The organism is Variovorax sp. EBFNA2 (assembly GCF_033802765.1).
In the GTDB taxonomy this organism is placed as follows: domain Bacteria; phylum Pseudomonadota; class Gammaproteobacteria; order Burkholderiales; family Burkholderiaceae_C; genus Variovorax; species Variovorax paradoxus_H.
In genome coordinates this window covers 4,913,466-4,931,489 of record NZ_CP138496.1, presented here as the reverse complement: position 1 = coordinate 4,931,489, position 18,024 = coordinate 4,913,466, and the positions used below count along the sequence as shown (strand labels likewise).

Annotated in this window: 21 protein-coding genes and 2 tRNA genes; 21 read left to right on the top strand and 2 right to left on the bottom strand. The window is 68.6% G+C overall.

All coding sequences use genetic code 11. From position 1 onward, the window contains the following. The first annotated feature begins 17 nt into the window (after positions 1 to 17). The 15 genes from RZE79_RS23230 to RZE79_RS23160 all read left to right on the top strand — a co-directional run bounded on the left by RZE79_RS23230 (position 18) and on the right by RZE79_RS23160 (position 14,893). The gene (locus RZE79_RS23230; protein ID WP_319357026.1) at positions 18 to 830 is read left to right on the top strand and encodes a cyclase family protein; all 813 of its coding nucleotides are present in this window, start codon (positions 18 to 20) and stop codon (positions 828 to 830) included. 145 nt (positions 831 to 975) lie between these two features. After that, entirely contained in the window at positions 976 to 1,698 is a 723-nt protein-coding gene (locus tag RZE79_RS23225; protein WP_319357025.1) for an SDR family oxidoreductase, read from the top strand. 66 nt (positions 1,699 to 1,764) lie between these two features. Then, positions 1,765 to 2,931 (top strand): ABC transporter substrate-binding protein, encoded by a 1,167-nt coding sequence (locus tag RZE79_RS23220; protein ID WP_319357024.1) that lies wholly within the window; start codon positions 1,765 to 1,767, stop codon positions 2,929 to 2,931. 25 nt (positions 2,932 to 2,956) lie between these two features. Beyond that, positions 2,957 to 4,102, top strand: a complete 1,146-nt coding sequence (locus tag RZE79_RS23215; RefSeq protein ID WP_319357023.1) for an ABC transporter substrate-binding protein — start codon at positions 2,957 to 2,959, stop codon at positions 4,100 to 4,102. A 26-nt stretch (positions 4,103 to 4,128) separates the two neighbouring features. Next, on the top strand, positions 4,129 to 5,448 hold the full coding sequence (locus tag RZE79_RS23210; RefSeq protein ID WP_319357022.1) for an aromatic ring-hydroxylating dioxygenase subunit alpha: 1,320 nt from the start codon (positions 4,129 to 4,131) through the stop codon (positions 5,446 to 5,448). Beyond that, a complete protein-coding gene (locus tag RZE79_RS23205; protein ID WP_319357021.1) occupies positions 5,445 to 5,909 on the top strand; it encodes an aromatic-ring-hydroxylating dioxygenase subunit beta in 465 nt (154 codons plus the stop codon). The genes RZE79_RS23210 and RZE79_RS23205 overlap by 4 nt, the downstream gene beginning before the upstream one ends. 39 nt (positions 5,910 to 5,948) lie before the next feature. After that, positions 5,949 to 7,112, top strand: coding sequence for an ABC transporter substrate-binding protein (locus RZE79_RS23200; RefSeq protein ID WP_101489348.1), 1,164 nt, complete (start codon positions 5,949 to 5,951; stop codon positions 7,110 to 7,112). Positions 7,113 to 7,167: 55 nt separating this feature from the next. Beyond that, positions 7,168 to 8,223: a branched-chain amino acid ABC transporter permease gene (locus RZE79_RS23195; protein ID WP_062474985.1), complete on the top strand. Its 1,056-nt coding sequence runs from the start codon at positions 7,168 to 7,170 to the stop codon at positions 8,221 to 8,223. Next, positions 8,220 to 10,007 (top strand): branched-chain amino acid ABC transporter ATP-binding protein/permease, encoded by a 1,788-nt coding sequence (locus RZE79_RS23190; RefSeq protein ID WP_319357020.1) that lies wholly within the window; start codon positions 8,220 to 8,222, stop codon positions 10,005 to 10,007. Before RZE79_RS23195 ends, RZE79_RS23190 begins: the two co-directional genes overlap by 4 nt. Continuing rightward, complete coding sequence (locus RZE79_RS23185; protein WP_101489351.1) at positions 10,004 to 10,735, top strand: ABC transporter ATP-binding protein; 732 nt, start codon at positions 10,004 to 10,006, stop codon at positions 10,733 to 10,735. The genes RZE79_RS23190 and RZE79_RS23185 overlap by 4 nt, the downstream gene beginning before the upstream one ends. After that, positions 10,725 to 12,320: an ATP-dependent acyl-CoA ligase gene (locus tag RZE79_RS23180; RefSeq protein ID WP_319357019.1), complete on the top strand. Its 1,596-nt coding sequence runs from the start codon at positions 10,725 to 10,727 to the stop codon at positions 12,318 to 12,320. The genes RZE79_RS23185 and RZE79_RS23180 overlap by 11 nt, the downstream gene beginning before the upstream one ends. A 5-nt stretch (positions 12,321 to 12,325) precedes the next feature. Further along, positions 12,326 to 13,075 carry an SDR family NAD(P)-dependent oxidoreductase gene (locus RZE79_RS23175; RefSeq protein WP_319357018.1) on the top strand — a complete coding sequence of 250 codons (750 nt, stop codon included), beginning with the start codon at positions 12,326 to 12,328 and terminating at the stop codon, positions 13,073 to 13,075. 53 nt (positions 13,076 to 13,128) lie between these two features. Continuing rightward, positions 13,129 to 13,905 carry an SDR family NAD(P)-dependent oxidoreductase gene (locus RZE79_RS23170; protein WP_319357017.1) on the top strand — a complete coding sequence of 259 codons (777 nt, stop codon included), beginning with the start codon at positions 13,129 to 13,131 and terminating at the stop codon, positions 13,903 to 13,905. Continuing rightward, a complete protein-coding gene (locus RZE79_RS23165; RefSeq protein ID WP_099791713.1) occupies positions 13,902 to 14,438 on the top strand; it encodes a MarR family winged helix-turn-helix transcriptional regulator in 537 nt (178 codons plus the stop codon). Before RZE79_RS23170 ends, RZE79_RS23165 begins: the two co-directional genes overlap by 4 nt. Further along, positions 14,435 to 14,893, top strand: a complete 459-nt coding sequence (locus RZE79_RS23160) for a thioesterase family protein (RefSeq protein WP_319357016.1) — start codon at positions 14,435 to 14,437, stop codon at positions 14,891 to 14,893. The genes RZE79_RS23165 and RZE79_RS23160 overlap by 4 nt, the downstream gene beginning before the upstream one ends. Before the next feature lie 6 nt (positions 14,894 to 14,899). On the opposite strand, the gene RZE79_RS23155 is transcribed toward RZE79_RS23160, so the two are convergent. Then, positions 14,900 to 15,319 carry a hypothetical protein gene (locus tag RZE79_RS23155; RefSeq protein ID WP_319357015.1) on the bottom strand — a complete coding sequence of 140 codons (420 nt, stop codon included), beginning with the start codon at positions 15,317 to 15,319 and terminating at the stop codon, positions 14,900 to 14,902. Positions 15,320 to 15,472: 153 nt separating this feature from the next. On the opposite strand from RZE79_RS23155, the gene RZE79_RS23150 reads away from it, so the two are divergent. The 5 genes from RZE79_RS23150 (at position 15,473) to RZE79_RS23130 (ending at position 17,086) form a co-directional block, all read left to right on the top strand. Beyond that, positions 15,473 to 15,682 carry a hypothetical protein gene (locus tag RZE79_RS23150; protein WP_319357014.1) on the top strand — a complete coding sequence of 70 codons (210 nt, stop codon included), beginning with the start codon at positions 15,473 to 15,475 and terminating at the stop codon, positions 15,680 to 15,682. Between the two features lie 254 nt (positions 15,683 to 15,936). Then, positions 15,937 to 16,013, top strand: a tRNA-Pro gene (locus RZE79_RS23145). Positions 16,014 to 16,156: 143 nt separating this feature from the next. Continuing rightward, entirely contained in the window at positions 16,157 to 16,369 is a 213-nt protein-coding gene (locus RZE79_RS23140; protein ID WP_319357013.1) for a short-chain dehydrogenase, read from the top strand. Between the two features lie 36 nt (positions 16,370 to 16,405). Next, positions 16,406 to 16,479: transfer RNA gene (locus RZE79_RS23135), tRNA-His, on the top strand. A 43-nt stretch (positions 16,480 to 16,522) separates the two neighbouring features. Beyond that, positions 16,523 to 17,086, top strand: coding sequence for an HNH endonuclease (locus RZE79_RS23130; RefSeq protein ID WP_319357012.1), 564 nt, complete (start codon positions 16,523 to 16,525; stop codon positions 17,084 to 17,086). A 137-nt stretch (positions 17,087 to 17,223) separates the two neighbouring features. Here the strand turns inward: RZE79_RS23130 and RZE79_RS23125 are convergent, their stop codons facing one another. After that, on the bottom strand, positions 17,224 to 17,400 hold the full coding sequence (locus tag RZE79_RS23125) for a hypothetical protein (RefSeq protein WP_153282581.1): 177 nt from the start codon (positions 17,398 to 17,400) through the stop codon (positions 17,224 to 17,226). Between the two features lie 109 nt (positions 17,401 to 17,509). Here RZE79_RS23125 and RZE79_RS23120 point away from each other — a divergent pair, with 109 nt between their 5' ends. After that, the gene (locus tag RZE79_RS23120) at positions 17,510 to 17,923 is read left to right on the top strand and encodes a hypothetical protein (protein WP_319357011.1); all 414 of its coding nucleotides are present in this window, start codon (positions 17,510 to 17,512) and stop codon (positions 17,921 to 17,923) included. Positions 17,924 to 18,024 lie beyond the last annotated feature (101 nt).

Here is an 18,024-nt window from a genome sequence, read left to right as displayed (position 1 = left end):
GAACAGGAGCCACACGAATGACCACGACAACCGAACTGATGTCCGCCGCCGAAATCCTCGGCGGCCTCGTGAGCGCCATGGCCAGTGGCCGCATCCGCGTGATCGACCTCACGCAGACGCTCACGCCCGAGTTCCCGCAGATCGCCTTGCCGCCCGAGATGGGCCAGTGCTGGCCCTTCCGCATCGAGGAAGTGTCGAAGTACGACGAGCGCGGCCCGGGCTGGTACTGGAACAACTTTTCCTGCGGCGAGCACACCGGCACGCACTTCGATGCGCCGATCCACTGGATATCCGGCCGCGATCTGCCGAACAACTCGGTCGACACCATTCCCGTGCAGCACTTCGTGGCACCGGCCTGCGTGATCGACTGCTCGGCCGACGTGCAGGGCAACGACGACTACCTGCTGAGCGTGGCCGACATCGAGCGCTACGAAGCCGCGCACGGCCGCATCCCCAAGGGCGCGTGGGTGCTGATGCGCACCGATTGGTCCAAGCGCACCGATCCCGAGGCGTACCAGAACTTCGACGAGACCGGCCAGCACACGCCGGGCCCGAGCACCGAGGCCGTGCGCTTCCTGGTCGAGCAGCGCGACGTGCTGGGCTTCGGCTCCGAAGCCATCGGCACGGATGCGGGGCAGGGCTACCACCTGCGTCCGCCGTATCCCTGCCACTACTACATGCACGGCGCGGGGCGCTATGGGCTGCAGTGCCTGAGCAACCTTGATCTGCTGCCGCCTTCGGGCGCGGTGCTGATCTGCCCGCCGCTGAAGATCGAGAAGGGGAGTGGCAGTCCGCTGCGTGTGCTGGCTTTGGTGGGAGCTTCGCTATGACTCGCTGCTGCGGTTTTGGCTTTGGCTCCTTCTCCCGCCCGCGGGAGAAGGCGGGGGATGAGGGGGCTTGCGTAGGCCTCGGGGGTCACCCTCACCCCAACCCTCTCCCGCAAGCGGGAGAGGGAGCAACGCGGGGAGCGCGCGCATGAACAAGATTGCAGCAGTGACGGGCGGCAGCGCCGGCATCGGCAAGGCGATCTGCGAAGACCTGCTCGCGCAGGGCTACGAAGTGATCTCGCTCGCGCGCCGCAAGGCCGAGATCGATCACCCGAAGATGCACAGCCTCGAGGTCGACCTGGCCGACCGCGCCGCCACCGGCGAAGCTGTGCGCGAACTCGTCGAGCGCTTCGCACCCACCACCATCGTCCACAACGCTGGCGTCATCCGCGCTGCGTTGCTGCCCGAGGTGAAGCTCGACGACCTCGACGCGCTGGTCGACCTGCACCTGGGCTGTGCGATTCAGCTCGTGCAAGGCGCATTGCCCGCGATGCGTGCGCAGCGCTTCGGCCGCGTGGTGTTGCTGTCGTCGCGCGCCGCGCTGGGCCTGGCCACGCGCACCAGCTACTCGGCCACCAAGGCCGGCATGCTGGGCATGGCGCGCACCTGGGCGCTCGAACTTGCCGCAGACGGCATCACGGTGAACGTGGTGGCGCCGGGCCCGATCCGCACCGACATGTTCTACGACGTGGTCGAGGCCGGCAGCGAGAAGGAGCGCGCGCTCGCGGCCTCTGTGCCCGTCAAACGCCTGGGCGAATCGGCCGACGTGGCACGCGCCGTGCGTTTCTTCGCCGCGCCCGAGAACAGTTTCGTCACCGGCCAGGTGCTGTACGTCTGCGGCGGCACCAGCGTCGGCAGCCTCGCCCTCTAGTTTCATTTCAGCGTTCGTCTCGTCTCGTTTCGTTCCGTTCAAAAACATCACCTCTGGAGCACCGCCATGAAAGTCATGAACCGAATTCGCACCCTCGCGGCCGTTGTCGCGGGCCTCGGCGCGCTGGGCGCCACCGGCGCCTGGGCCGCCGATCTCAAGGTCGGTTTCATCACGTCGCTGTCGGGGCCGGTGTCGTCGCTCGGCATTCCCTACGAAAAGGGCATGAAGGCCGCGCTCGCCTACAAGGCCGAACTCGGCGGCCGCAAGATCCAGCTGGTGCAGCTCGACGATGCGTCCGACCCCACCACGGCCGCACGCAATGCACGCAAGATGATCGACGAGGACAAGGTCGACGTCATCATCGGCACGGCCGGCTCGCCCGGTGCGCTGGCCATTGCCGGCGTGGCGCGCGAAACAAAAACGCCGCTGATCTCCATCGCCAACGCCAACCTGCCGGGCGACGAGGGCGCGTGGATGGTCACGCTGCCGCAGCCGGCGCCGCTCATGGTGAGCGCGGTGGTCGAGCGCATGAAGAAGTCGGGCGTGAAGACGGTCGGCTACATCGGTTTCTCCGACGCCTGGGGCGACCTGGTGTACGGCGCGCTGCAAAAGAGCGCAGAGCCGGCGGGCATCAAGATCGTGTCGAACGAACGCTATGCGCGCGGCGATTCGTCGGTGACGGGCCAGGTGCTGAAGATCGTGGCGTTGCGCCCCGACGCGGTGATCACCGGCACCTCGGGCACGCCCGGCGCGCTGCCGTACCTGGCACTCGCGGAGCGCGGCTACAAGGGCCAGATCTACGGCATGCATGCGCTCATCAACCCCGACTTCGTGCGCGTGGGCGGTGCCTCGGTCGAAGGCCTGCTGGCCCCCACCGGTCCGGTGATCGTGGCCGAGCAGTTGCCCGCCGACAACCCGATCCGCAAGGTGTCGATGGACTTCCGCGCGGCGTACCAGAAGGCCAACGGCGCACCGCCCACCGACGCCTTCTCGGCCTACACCTTCGACGCCTGGCTGGTGTACCTCGACGCCGCCCAGCGCGCGCTCGCCACCAAGGCCGAGCCGGGCACGCCGCAGTTCCGCCTGGCGCTGCGCGATGCCATCGTGAGCACCAAGGAGCTGGTGGGCACGCACTCGGTCTACAACTTCAAGCCGACGGATCGCTATGGCTCGGACGAGCGCTCGCGCGTCGTGGTGAAGCTCGAGAAGGGCCAGTGGAAGCTGGTTCCCTGACACAACACACGCCGGAGCCACCTCAATGAACAAGAACCTGACCCGCGTCCTCGGCCTCACCGCGCTTGCACTGGCGGCCACCCAAGTCATGGCGGCTGATCTCAAGATCGGCTTCATCAGCTCGCTCTCGGGGCCGGTCGCAGCGCTGGGCGTGCCGTACGAGAAGGGCATCCGCGCGGCCATCGCCGAGCGGCCCGAGATCGGCGGGCGCAAGGTGCAGCTCATCGTGCTCGACGATGCATCCGACCCGACCACGGCCGGGCGCAACGCGCGCAAGCTGGTGACGGAAGACAAGGTCGACGTGCTCATCGGCACTTCGGGCGTGCCGGGCGCGATGGCCATCGCCTCGGTGGCGCGCGAGCTCAACACGCCGCTCATCTCGCCCACGCCCGTGACCATTCCGGGCGCGGACGGCGCATGGACCGTCACCGTGTCGCAGCCGTTCCCGCTCATGGTGGCGGGCGTGGTCGAGCGCATGCAGAAGTCGGGCGTGAAGACGGTCGCCTTCATCGGTTTCTCGGACGCGCTGGGCGACCTGGCTTACGACTCGCTGATGAAGAGCGCCGCCACCGCCGGCATCAAGGTGGTGGCGAACGAGCGCTATGCGCGCAGCGACTCGTCGGTGGCCGGGCAGATCCTGAAGATCGTCGCGGCGCGGCCCGACGCGGTGTTCGCAGGCAATTCCGGCACGCCGGGCGCGCTGCCCTACCTGGCACTGGCCGAGCGCGGCTACAAGGGCAAGATCTACGGCACGCACGGCCTCATCAACGCCGACTTCGTGCGCGTGGGCGGTGCCTCCATCGACGGCCTGCAGGTGCCCAGCGGCCCCGTGCTCGTGGCCGACCAGCTGCCCGACAGCAACCCCATCAAGAAGGTCGCGATGGGCTTTCGCAACGCCTACCAGAAGGTGAACGGCACGGTGCCCACCGACGCGTTCTCGTCGTACACCTACGACGCCTACCTGCTGCTGGCCGACGCGGCCTCGCGCACCAAGGGCGAGCCCGGCACGCCGCAGTACCGCACGGCGCTGCGCGACGCGATCGTGGGCACGAAGGAGCTGGTGGGCACGCACGGCATTTACACCTTCAAGCCCGACGACCGCTACGGCTCGGACAAGCGGGGCGTAGTGATCGTGCAGATGAACAAGGGCCAGTGGAAATTGGTTCCCTGATCCCGGCGTAATCGGAGCCCACCACCATGACCACCTACCGCAACCGCCCCGATCTCGTCGCGGCGCTGGTCCGCGACGACCGGGTGCACCGCGACCTGTACCTCAGCGACGAGCTGTTCGCGCTGGAGCAGGAGCGCCTGTTCGCCCACACCTGGGTCTTCCTGGGCCATGCGAGCCAGGTGCCGGAGGCGGGCGATTTCGTCACGCAGGAGATCGCGGGGCGTCCGCTGCTCATGGTGCGCCAGCCCGACGGCGCGGTGCACGTCATGTACAACCGCTGCGCCCACAAGGGCACGCAGCTCGTGACCGACGAGAGCGGCAACACCGGCCGCTTCTTTCGCTGCCCGTACCACGCGTGGACCTACAAGCTCGACGGCGCGCCGCTCGGCCTGCCGCTGAAGAACGGCTACGAGGGCACGCAGCTCAAGGCCTGCGAATCGGGGCAGGGGCTGTCGGTGGTGAAGCATATGAAGGTGTACCGCGACTTCGTGTTCGTGCGCCTCGCGGACACGGGACCGTCGTTCGAGGACTACTTCGGCGACGTGCTCGGCGCGCTCGACAACATGGTCGACCGCTCGCCCGAGGGCAAGCTCACCGTGGGCGGCGGCGTGCTGCGCAACATCGTCCATTGCAACTGGAAGATGTACCTGGAGAACATCAACGACACGGTGCACCCGATGTCGACGCACGAGTCGGCCACCAAGGCCGCCGAGGCGCTGTGGGAAGGGCATGCGCCCACCGACCCCAAGCCGATGGCGATGGAGCAGATATTGCCCTTCGGCTCGGGCTACGAGTTCTTCGACAAGATGGGCGGGCGCGTGTTCGCCAACGGCCACAGCGTGCTGGGCGTGAACTTCAGCATCCACTCCAACTACGCCCAGCTGCCCGAGTACGAAGCCGCGATGCAGGCCGCGCACGGCGTGGAACGCGCCACCGACATTCTTCAACGCTCGCCGCAGAACTCGGTGCTGTACCCGAGCCTGTCGGTCAAGGGCTCGCCGCAGGCCATTCGCGTGATCCGGCCGCTGGCGGCCAACCGCACGCTCATCGAGGCCTGGAGCTTCCGCGCGGCCGGTGCGCCCGCGCTGCTGTTCGAGCGCGCCATGAGCTACAACCGGCTCGTGTTCTCGCCGATGTCGGTGGTGGCGCACGACGACGTGCACCTGTTCGAGAGCATCCAGCAGGGCCTGCGCGCCGGTGGCAACGAATGGGTCAGCCTGCACCGCAACCACGACCCGGCCGAAACGCAGCAGGCCACGGTGACCACCAACGGCACCAACGAGCTGCTCATGCGCAACCAGTTCCGTGCGTGGGCCCAGGCGATGACGGTGGAGGCTGCGGCATGAACGACCCGCGCGACTTCATCGCTCACGAGGCCGCCCTGCTCGACGAGCACCGCTTCGACGAGTGGCTGGCCCTGTTCGCCGACGATGGCCACTACTGGGTGCCGCTGCTCGGCGCGGCGCAGGCCGATCCGTTCTCGCACAACTCGCTGGCCTACGAAGACCGGCTGCTGCTGCAGCTGCGCGTGGAGCGCCTGAAGAACCCGCGCGCGCATTCGCAGCACCCGGCCAGCCACAGCCAGCATGTGCTGCAGCCCTCACGCATCGAGGAAGAAGCCGCCGACGAAGTTCGTCTGCGCACGCCGTTCCTCTACGTCGAGGCGCGCGGCGACGACCAGATTCTGCTGAGCGGCACCGCCCGCCATCGCCTCATCCGCACCCCGACGGGCTGGGCCATCCGCGAGAAGCGCATCGACCTGCTCAACGCCACGCGCGCGTTGCCCGCGATCCAGTTGTTCATCTGAGTTTCTGTTCCTTCCATCCTTCCTCACTGGAGCTACGACATGAAGAACCTGATGCAGACCTTGACGCGCGGTGCCCTCGCCGCAGCGCTGACCGCCTGTGGTGTGGCGAGCGCACTGGCGGCCGACCTCAAGGTCGGTCTCAGCGTGTCGCTGTCGGGGCCCAACTCCTCGCTGGGCGTGCCCTATGCCAAGGGCATGCAGGCCGCGCTGGCCTACAAGGGCGAGGTCAACGGCCGCAAGATCCAGCTGGTGGTGCTCGACGACGGCTCCGACCCGACCACGGCAGGGCGCAACGCGCGCAAGCTCATCGAGGACGAAAAGGTCGACGTGCTCATGGGCACCTCGGGCGTGCCGTCGGCCATCGCAATGGCGCAGGTCGGCAAGGAAGCCAAGACGCCGATGATCGGCCTCACGCCGATCCTGCTCGACCCGAACGAGAACCCGTGGGTCATGACGGTGGCGCAGCCCACGCAGCTCATGATCGATGCGGTGGTCGAGCGCATGAAGCGCAACAACGTCAAGACCGTGGGCTACATCGGTTTCTCCGACGCCTGGGGCGACCTGGTGTACGAGGCCCTCAACAAGGCCGCGCCCGCCGCCGGCATCAAGGTGGTGAGCAACGAGCGCTATGCGCGCGGCGATTCGTCGGTGACCGGCCAGGTGCTGAAGATCGTGGCGCTGCGCCCCGATGCAGTGATGACCGGCGGCGCCGGCACGCCGGGCGCGTTGCCGTTCCTGGCGCTGCAGGAGCGTGGCTTCAAGGGCGGCGTGTACGGGCAGCACGGCCTCATCAACCCCGACTTCGTGCGCGTGGTCGGCGCCGCCGGCCAGAACGCGCTGATGCCCACGGGCCCGGTGATCGTCGCCGAGCAGCTGCCGGCCGACTACCCGACCAAGAAGATCGCGACCGACTTCCGCGCCGTGTTCCAGAAGGTCAACAACGCACCCACCAGCGATGCCTTCTCGGCCTACTCGTTCGACGGCTGGCTGGTGTTCGTCGATGCCGCCTCGCGCGCCATGAAGAAGGCCGAGCCGGGCACGCCCGAGTTCCGCGTGGCACTGCGCGACGCCATCTTCAGTACCAAGGAAGTGGTCGGCACGCACGGCGTCTACACCTTCAAGCCCGGCAGCCTGTACGGCGTGGACGAGCGCGCCCGCGTGATCGTCAAGCTCGACAACGGCCAGTGGAAGCTCGCCCCTTGAATCTCCTCTTTCCCTTCACGACAACGACAACGATGACTCCGACAGAGGTTTTTCTATGAACTGGGACGTGGCGCTGATCCTCGTCACCGACGGCCTGGCCAACGGTGCCGTCTATCTGCTCGCCGGCCTCGGGCTGGTGCTGATCTTCTCGGTCACGCGGGTGGTGTTCGTGCCGTTCGGCGACATCGCGGCCTTTGCCGCGCTGTCGCTGGCGGCCTTCGAAACCGGCCGCGTGCCGCCGACCATCGGCATGGTCGCGGTGCTGGCCGCGCTGGCGCTGGCCACCGAAATCGGCAGCCTGCTGCGGCGCGGCGAGACCGCGCGCATACCGAAGGCGGTGCTGATGTGGGGCGTGCTGCCCGCCATTCCGTGCGTGCTCGCCTGGCTGGCGGCGCGGCCCGGCGTGCCGGTGGCCGTGCACATCGCGGTGGCCGTGCTGCTGGTGGTGCCCATCGCGCCGTTGCTGGCACGCGTGGTGTTCCAGCCGATCGCCGATGCCTCGGTGCTGGTGCTGCTGATCGTGTCGCTCGCGCTGCACTTTCTGCTGTCGGGCCTGGGCCTGCTGTTCTTCGGGCCTGAGGGTTCGCGCACCACGCCGCTCACGAGCGCGGTGTTCACGCTGGGCGACGGCTTCACGGTCAGCGGCCAGGTGGTGCTGATGGTGGGGGCGGCCGTGGTGCTGAGCGGGCTGTTCTTCCTGGTGTTCGAGCGCACGGTGGCCGGCAAGGCGCTGCGCGCCACGGCCGTGAACCGCGTGGGCGCGCGGCTGGTCGGCATCCGGCCGGTGCGCACGGCGCTGCTGGCCTACGGCTGCGCCTCGCTGCTGGCGGGGCTCATCGGCGTGCTGATTGCGCCGGTGACCACCATGTATTACGACTCGGGTTTCATCATCGGCCTGAAGGCCTTCGTGGCCGCGATCATCGGCGGGCTCGTGAGCTACCCGATGACGGCCATCGGTGCGCTGGCGGTCGGCGTGGTCGAGAGCTTTGCGTCGTTCTGGAGCGGCGCGCTGAAAGACGTGATCGTGTTCAGCCTGCTGATCCCGGTGCTCATGCTGCGCTCCTTCATGGCGGCCCATTCGGAAGAGGAAGAAGACGAGGTGGACCAATGAACGGCAACACGAAACGCATGGCGTGGATCGCGGGCGTGATCGTCGTGCTGGCCTTGGTGCCGGCCGTGGCGGGCAGCTTCACGGTCTCGCTGCTGAACGACATCGGCATCGGTGCGCTGGTGGCGCTGGGCCTCGTGCTGCTCACCGGCGTGGGCGGCGCCACCTCGTTCGGGCAGGCGGCCTTCGTGGGCATTGCGGCCTACGCCACGGCGTGGCTCACGACCGCGCAGGGCCTGTCGCCGTGGCTGGGCCTCTTGTTCGCGCTGCTGCTCACGGGCCTGTCGGCACTGGCCATCGGCATGCTCACCTTGCGCCTGGGCGGGCACTTCCTGCCGCTGAGCACCATCGCCTGGGGGCTGTCGATCGCGATGCTGTTCGGCAACGTCGATGCACTTGGACGGCACACAGGCCTGTCGAACATTCCGGCGCTGCAGATCGGCGGCTGGTCGCTGGCCGACCCGCGCGCGATGTACTACCTGATCTGGGTGGTGGTCGGGCTGGCCTGCCTGTTCAGCCACAACCTGCTGCAGTCGCGGCCCGGCCGCGCGATTCGCGGGCTGCGCGGCGGCGCCACGCTGCTGGCGAGCGTGGGGGCGGATGCGTACCGCGTGCGGCTGTCGCTGTTCGTCACGGCGGCGCTGTTCGCAGGGCTGGCAGGCTGGCTCTATGCGCACATGAACCGCTTCGTGAGCCCGTCGCCCTTCGATGTGCGCATGAGCATCGAGTACCTGCTGATGGCGGTGGCCGGCGGGCTCGGGCAGCTCTCGGGGGCGCTCGTGGGCGCGGCCCTGGTGCTGGTGCTGAAGAACGGCCTGCAGGACGTGCTGCCGATGCTCACGCAGCGCGCGGGCCAGTTGGAGGCCGTGGCCTTCGCGGCGCTGTTCATCCTGCTGCTGCACTTTGCGCGCGGCGGCGTGATGGGCCTGCTGCGCCGCTGGACGCGCCGGCGCGGCACGACGCAGGGCGCTTCGCGCTACGCCGGCGCACCGGTCGACCCGCTGCCGCACCGGCAACTGCCGGCGCGCGGCACGCCGGTGCTGTCGGTCAACGGCGCCGTGAAGCGCTTCGGCGGGCTGGTGGCGGTGAACGACGTGAGCTTCGACGTCAAGGCGGGCGAGATCGTCGGCCTCATCGGGCCCAACGGCGCGGGCAAGTCGACCATGTTCAACCTGCTGACCTGCACGCTGCCGATGAGCGCGGGCCAGGTGCGCTTTCTCGAACACGACATCGCCGGCATGCCACAGCGCGCGGTGGCGCGGCTCGGGCTGGCGCGCACCTTCCAGCACGTGAAGCTGCGCCCGCACATGAGCCTGCTCGACAACGTGGCGCTGGGCGCGCATTCGCGCACGCGCTCGGGCATCCTGAAGGCGGGGCTGCGCCTGGACCGCACGGAAGAAAGCCAGATCCTGCAGGAGGCGCAGCGCCAGCTCGACCGCATCGGCCTGGGCGACCGCGCGAACGAGCTCGCGGGCAGCCTGCCGCTGGGCACGCAGCGCATCCTGGAGATTGCGCGCGCGCTGGCCGCCGACCCCGTGCTGCTGGTGCTCGACGAGCCCGCGGCCGGCCTGCGCCGCAAGGAAAAGATGGCCCTGGGCGACCTGTTGCGCAAGCTGCGCGAGGAGGGCGTGACCATCCTGATCGTCGAACACGACATGGACTTCGTGATGAAACTGGTGGACCGTCTGGTGGTGATGAACTTCGGCTCCAAGCTCGTGGAGGGCGTGCCGTCGGCGGTGCGCGCCGACGAGCGCGTGCAGGCGGCTTACCTGGGGAGCGTCGTATGACCGCGATGCTGGAGATTGGTGACCTGCACGTGTCTTATGGGCAGGTCGAGGCGGTGCGCGGCGTGTCGCTCGACGTGCAGCCGGGCCAGATCATCTCGGTGATCGGCCCCAACGGCGCGGGCAAGACCACGCTGCTGGCCGCGGCCATGGGCCTGCTGCCGTGCAAGGGCACGCTGCGCTTCGAGGGTGAAGACCTGCAAGGGCTCGATGTGGAGTCGCGCGTGGAGCGCGGCCTGTGCCTCGTGCCCGAGCGGCGCGAGCTGTTCGGTGAACTCACCGTGCTCGACAACCTGCAGCTCGGCGCCTATGCCAAGCGGCTGCGCGGCGACGCGATGAAGCGGCAGTTGCAGTCGGTGTACGACCGCTTCCCGCGGCTGGCGGAGCGCCGCGCGCAGCGTGCCGACACGCTTTCGGGCGGTGAGCGGCAGATGCTGGCCGTGGGCCGCGCGCTCATGTCGGCGCCGCGCCTGCTCATGCTCGACGAGCCCAGCCTGGGCCTGGCGCCGCTGATCGTGCGCGACATCCTCACCATCGTGCGCAAGCTGCGCGACGACGGCGTGTCGATCCTGCTGGTGGAGCAGAACGCGCGCGCCGCGCTCGAAAGCTCCGACGAAGGCTATGTGCTCGAGACGGGCGAGATCGCGCTCTCCGGCGCCTCGGCCGAACTGGCCAGCGACCCGCGCGTGCAGGCCACCTACCTCGGCGGAGGCACGCACGATGACGAGTGACCCGCGCGCGGTACCGCCGGCGCAACGCACGCTGCCCGCCATGCTGCAGCGGCAGGCGGCGCTGTTCGGCAGCCGCCCGCTGCTGCGCATCGCGGGCCGGCAATGGACGCACGCCGATGCGGCCGACGCGGCGGCCACGCGCGCTGGGGCACTCGCACAGCACGGCGTGGCGCGCGGCGACCGCATCGCCGTGATGTGCGGCAACCGCATCGAGTTTCTCGACACCTTCCTCGGTGCAGGCTGGCTCGGTGCGTCGGTGGTGCCGGTCAACACCGCGTCGATGGGGCCGCAGATCGAATACTTCCTCGCGAACAGCGAGGCGAAGCTGCTGGTGATCGAGGCGGGCTTTCTGGAGCGGCTGGCCACGGCCGACCTGGCCCGCACCGCGCTGCGCGAGGTGTGGGTGGTCGGCGCCATCGACAAGGGCGAAGCGCCGTGGACGCCGCCCGCCGGCGTGCGCGTGTCGGCCTACCCGGCGGGCGCGCAGGCGCTGCCACCTGCCACGGTGCAGCCGGGCGATCCGCTTGCCATCCTCTACACCTCGGGCACCACGGGCCCGGCCAAGGGCGTGATCTGCCCGCAGGCGCAGTACTTCTGGTGGGGCGTGAACAGCGCCGAGGTGCTCGGCGTCGGCCGCGACGACGTGCTGTGCACCACGCTGCCGCTGTTCCACATCAACGCGCTCAACACCTTCGCCCAGGCCGCGCTCACCGGGGCCGAAGTGGTGTTCGAGTCGCGCTTCTCCGCCTCGGGCTTCTGGCCGGCGATGCGCGCCAACGGCGCGACCGTGGTCTACCTGCTCGGCGCGATGGTGCCCATCTTGCTGGCGCAGCCCGAAGGCGAGGGCGAGCGCAACCACCGCGTGCGCACCGGCCTCGGGCCCGGCGTGCCCGCGGCGGCAGGGCAGGCCTTCATGGCGCGCACGGGCGTGGCGCTGCTCGAAGGCTACGGCTCGACCGAAACCAACTTCGCGATCGCCACCGCGCCCGATTCGCCGCGCGGCGGCGTCATGGGCTGGCTGCGCCCCGGTTTCCAGGCCTGCGTGGCCGACGAAGACGACGTGCCGCTGCCGCCCGGCAAGGCCGGCGAGTTGCTGCTGCGTGCCGACGAGCCCTATGCCTTTGCCAGCGGCTACTTCCACATGCCCGAGAAGACCGTCGAGGCCTGGCGCAACCTGTGGTTCCACACGGGCGACCGCGTGGTGCGCGATGCCGACGGCGCGTTCCGCTTTGTCGACCGCATCAAGGACGCGATCCGCCGGCGCGGCGAGAACATCTCGTCCTTCGAGGTCGAGCAGGTGCTGCTGAGCCACCCCGGCGTGGCCTCGTGCGCGGTGTACCCCGTGCGCTCCGAGCTGGCCGAAGACGAGGTGATGGCCGCGCTGGTCGCGCGCGACGGCGTGGTCATCGACCCGGCCGAGCTGGCGCGTTTCTGCGAAGGCCGTCTGCCGTACTTTGCGGTGCCGCGCTACATCGACCTGTTGCCCGATCTGCCGCGCACCGAGAACGGCAAGGTGCAGAAGTTCAAGCTGCGCGAGCGCGGCGTGGGGCCGCAGACCTGGGACGGTCGGCCCGCGAAGGCCTGAGCGGCATGACGCAAGCCACGGCGCTTCCGCTGGCAGGCCGTGTGGCCTTCGTGACCGGCGCGGGGCAGGGGTTGGGCGCGGCCATCGCGCGCGGGCTGGCGCAGGCCGGTGCGCGGGTCGCGCTGGCCGACATCGACGAAGCCAACGCCCAGGTCGTGGCCGCCGAGGTGAACGGCCTCGCGCTGCCGCTCGACGTGCGCGACGAGCAGGCCTTCAACGACCGCTTCGCGCAGGCCGTGGCGCACTTCGGCGCCGTCGACATCCTGGTCAACAACGCGGCGCGCACGCCGACCACCTCGCTGTGGGACATCACGCCCGCCGAGTGGGACGACGTGCTCGCCATCAACCTGCGCGGCAGCTTCTTCGGCTGCCGCATCGCCGGACGCCACATGCGTGAACGCGGCGCGGGCCGCATCGTCAACCTGGCCTCGCTGGCGGGGCAGCAGGTCAGCGGCGCGACCGGCGTGCACTACGCGGCCAGCAAGGCCGGCGTGCTGGCGCTGACGCGTGCCTTTGCGCAGGAACTGGCGCCGCACGGCGTGACCGTGAACGCGCTGGCGCCCGCCGCCATCGACAGCCCCGCGCTCGCTGCGCTGGCGCCCGAGCGGCAGCAGGCGCTGAAGGCCGGCATCCCGCTCGGCCGCTTCGGGCTGGCCGACGAGGTGGCCGCCGCCGTTGTCTACCTGGCCTCGCCGGCCGCGGCCTTCATGACCGGGGCGACGCTGGACCTGAACGGCGGGCGTTTCATGCGGTAGCACCACCGCGGGGCGCAAATGGCTAAAATGATTCAGAACTAAACCATTCAGGTATGCACACAAATTCGCTCACTGGCCGTCATGCCCTCGTCACCGGCGCCGCTCGCGGCATCGGCGCAGAGATCGCCCGCACCCTTGCCGCCCAGGGCGCCAAGCTGACCCTGTTGGGCCGCGATGCGCAGGCCCTGCAGCGCGTGGCCGAGACCCTGGCGGGCAGCGGCCACGGCGTGGTGGCGGCCGACGTGGCCGACCCAGAGGCTGTGCAGTCGGCCTTTGCGCAGGCGCGGGCCGAGCGCGGGGCGGTGACCGTGCTGGTCAACAACGCGGGCGCCGCCGAGAGCGCGCCGTTCCTGAAGACCTCGGTCGAGCTGTGGCAGCGCATGCTGTCGGTCAACCTCACCGGCAGCTTTTTGTGCGCGCAGGCCGCGCTGCCCGACATGCTCGATGCCGGCTGGGGCCGCATCGTCAACATTGCCAGCACGGCGGGGCAGAAGGGCTACGCCTACGTGTCGGCCTACACCGCCGCCAAGCACGGCGTGATCGGCCTCACGCGCTCGCTCGCGCTCGAAGTGGCGCGCAAGGGCATCACCGTGAACGCCGTGTGCCCGGGCTACACCGACACCGACATCCTGCGCAACAGCGTCGCCAACGTGGTCGGCAAGACCGGCCGCAGCGAAGCCGATGCGCTGGCCGAGTTCTCCAGCGTGAACCCGCAAAAGCGCATCGTGCAGCCCGCCGAAGTGGCCGATGCCGTGCGCTGGCTGTGCGGCGAAGGCGCCGCGTCGGTCACCGGCCAGTCGGTCTCCGTTTCCGGAGGAGAAGTCACATGAACCGCAACGATGCCTCGCATGCCGTGCTGAGCGACGCCGAAGAACTCGGCCACGAAGGCCGCGCCGGCCATGAAGACCACGCCATGCTCAAGCTGTGGCTGCGCATGCTCGCGAGCACCACGCAGATCGAAGCCGAGATCCGGCGTCGGCTGCGCGAGCGCTTCGGCATCTCGCTGGCGCGCTTCGACTACATGGCGCAGCTGTACCGCTACAAAGACGGCCTGAAGATGCGCGTGCTCTCGCGCTACCTCATGGTGACCGGCGGCAACGTCACCGGCCTGACCGACGAGCTCGAGCGCGAAGGCGTGGTGGCGCGTGCGCCCAGCCCCGACGATCGCCGCGCCTGGATCGTGAGCCTCACGCCCACCGGCCGCACCGCCTTCGAGGCCATGGCCACCGAGCACGAGCAGTGGATCCTTGAGATGTTCTCGGGCCTGGACATGAAGACCGTCAAGCAGATGCACAGCCAGCTCGGGCTGCTGCGCGTGCACGTGATGCGCGGCGACGGCGCGGGCGAGGAAGCGCGCGCATGAGCGGCGAGGGTGGTGGTGGTGTGGCGTTCCAGCGCCCGCGCCTGATCCGCTTTTCTGACTGCGACCCGGCGGGCATCGTCTTCTATCCGCAGTACTTCGTGATGCTCAACGGCCTGGTCGAAGACTGGGTGAGCGACGGGCTCGGCGTGGGCTACCACGCACTCATCGGCGAGCGCCGCGTCGGCCTGCCGACCGTGAAGCTCGACGCCGACTTTCGCGCCGTGAGCCGCATGGGCGACCGCGTGACGCTCGGCCTTTCGGTCGCGCAGCTGGGCTCGCGCTCGATCACGCTGTCGTTGCGCTGCTTCGAGCCCACCACGGGCGAGGTGCGCATGCAGGTGCGGCAGGTGCTGGTGACGACCTCGCTCGACACCCACCGCGCCATCGCCGTGCCGGACGACATGCGCGCGGCCATCCTGCGTGATGCGCCGGCGTTGGCTTCCGGCAAAGCCTGAGAGAGGCTAGGGCGCCGGCGCAGGGCCGTCGGCAGGCTCGAGCGCTTTCTTCTTCTCCTGCGCGTGCTTCTTCAGCCAGCCGCTGAGTTCCCGCTTTCCCTTTGCATTGGCCTGTTGCCACGCTTCACGCGCGGCAGCCACGAAGCGTTCTTCCGCCGCATCGGGCGGTGCTTCCGAAGGCGGTGTGTTGTCTTCGTCGAGCCAACCGGCGGCCACGTCGCAATGCCGTTCGATCTGCCGTGCGAGCTTGTCGCCGATGGGCCGCGCACTCTTGATCTGGCTCCACATGCTCGGAGAGATTTCGATCTTGCGTGCAAAGGCTTGGTCGAGCCCCTTGGCGGGCAGGCCCGCCGCGACGGCGTCCTCGAGAAAGCGGCGATGCAGCACAAGCGCATTGCGGCGGCGCGCGACGGTGGTATGGGGCACTGTTCAAAAACAACAACAAGACAAGAAAAGATTGTCCCGGTTGTTGACGTCGCCGTAAACACTCTTTACAGTTGCCTCCAATTCACGGCATCAGCCGTCCCTTTTTTCCAACCCCTTACAGCCGACAGCGGCAATTTTTGACCAGGAACCATCGTGAACACCGCACTGACCCTCACCAGCATTCGACCCGCCTCGGGCCGACCGCTCGTGCGCGTCGGGTTCTGCCATGGTTTCGACATGCCGTCGCCCCTGTCGTTGTCTTCGCATCTGAACACCGCGTACGCCACCCAAGCCGCAGCCCGTCTGCGCGTGGGTGGTCAGTTCGAGGCTCATCAGGTGCCCCCGGGTGGAGGTCGCGCGTAGGCGCGCATCTCTCAAGCTCTCTCGCAAAGAGGCCCGGACACCGCAAGGTTCCGGGCCTTTTTGTTTTGCCGCTTTCCATTTCGGGTGTGCCTTCACCCCACCGCCAGAAATTGCCGCGTCGACGGTCTGGCGGGATGTGCATGAGTTGATCACTCCTGTGCAGCGACGTTTGACGGGGCCGCGCCCAGCGCGCGGCCCGTCGCGTGAGGACACAACCGAAATGGAAGCGCGGGCAGGCTTCTTTTGTTTTTCTTCCGTGTGTGGCGCAGCCTGGTAGCGCATCTGGTTTGGGACCAGAGGGTCGCAGGTTCAACTCCTGCCACACGGACCACACCCGAGCGGGTCCGGGCCATGCCAACGCGTGGCCCTCCCGCGGAAACCGGCCGCAAAGATAGGGCGGCGCCGGAACCCGTCACCGGACATTTTTTTCAAGTCGTTGCTTTTACTTTTCTGTCACTCACCAAGGAGGCCCTCATGCGCAAGCGCAACACACCGATCCGGATGATCGCCGTGCACCCGTCACCGCTGCCGCGCAGGCACTTGGTGTGGTCGCTGGCCCAGCGCTTCGGCGTGGGGCTCGGGCCGCGTGCCATCGCGTACCGCGCGTCGGCACTGCCGGATGGCACCGAGGCGCAACCCGACAGCCTCGACCTCGACCAGCGCGTGCGCGCGTCGGGCGAGTGGTAGCAGGCCGGCGCCGTTCGTTTTCGTTTTTCTTCAATGGTGCGTGTAGCTCAATGGCAGAGCCGCGGGTTGTGGTCCCGCTGACAACGGTTCGATTCCGTTCGTGCACCCCATCCGTTCACCACCAACCATCGCCCCGAAGGGAGGCGATTCATCATGCACTCTCACGTCCTGCAACTCGACATTCAGGGCACGCCGCAAGCCTGGATCTCGCTGGAGCAGGCGGTGTTGCACTACGCCACTGGCAGTGTGGCCTGGGAAGACGGCGCGCTGCCGCTGGCCACGCTGCGCGGCGGCTTCAACGTGGCGCGCGGTGTGCAGTCGCGCATCGAAGTCGCGCCCATCATCGCGCTGCGCGGTGCGTCGAAGATCAACCTCTTCGACGTCGTGCCCGGCGTGACCAAGGCCAAGCTGCTGCGCCGCGACCGCCACACCTGCGCGTACTGCGCACAGGTGTTCGCCGACCGCGACCTGCAGTGCGAGCACGTCATGCCCGAGTCGCGCGGCGGCCCGTGGAGCTGGACCAACCTCGTGAGCGCCTGCGCCGTCTGCAACAACCGCAAGGCCGCGCGCACGCCTGAAGAAGCGGGCATGCCGCTGGTCTACCTGCCGTACGTGCCGAGCCGCTTCGAGAACTTCCTGCTCGAAGGCCGCAACATCCGCGCGGACGTGCACGAGTGGCTGGCCAAGCGCCTGCCGCGCGGCTCTCGGCTGCAGTAGCGCCACGCGCACAAAGAGAAAAGCCCGCTTCCGTTGGATCAACGGACAGCGGGCTTTGCCTTGTGCGGCTCGCGGTGCGCGAGCGATGCGTGTGTGTGAAGAATGAAGGCGGGAGCGGCTTGCTTGTTTGTTTGTATTCAGCGACCCGCGCCGAAGAAGCTGTAGGCCACTGCGGTGGCTGCTGCGAGCCCGCCGATCAAGATGAAGAGCACCTTCGTCGTACGACGAGGGCCGCGCCGTGAACGGGCCCAATGCTCCGGCCCGATCAGATCGATCGGAACCGTGGGTTTACCTATGTCGGATGCCTTTTCCATGCGAAGAAATATAGCGCAGGCGCCAAGGCAAGAAGTTACAACGGCCTTTTGGCCTGTTCGCACCGTGGCTCCTTGCCGACACCGGGCAGAACCGGGTGAAATATTCCCCATGAACCAACAGATCATTCTCGAGAGCCTGGTCCGCGCGCTGGAGAGCTGGGTCCGCAACGCCTCCGCGGCCGAGCTGTGGCGCGTGCACCGCGAGGGCGGCCTGGGCGCATCGATCCGCACCGAAGGCGAGAGCGTCGTGCACGTGCGCATCGCGCTCGACGGCCCGCCCGACGCGCTGTCGAGCATCGGCAAGACCGACGGCCGCCTGCCCATGACCGAAGCGTTCAGAGGCGCCGCCGGCGAAGCAGGGTGGGGCACCCCACCACCGCAAGGCAGCGCCGAGCGCGAGCAGTGGTTTCTGTCGAGCGACGTGGCGCAAGAGCAGGCGCGGCAGTACCTGTTGGCGGAGGTGGCGGCGCGGCGGGATGCGTTGGTGCGGCGGGTGGAGGTGTGGGAGGCGGGGGCTGGGTGAAGCGAGTGAATGGTTCGCAGAGCCGTTTGTTGGTCGACTCGTAAAGCAATTCCGCTTGCCGCTGATGATCTCGTTCAGAAGTTGTGCGGAGCGCGTAAGGT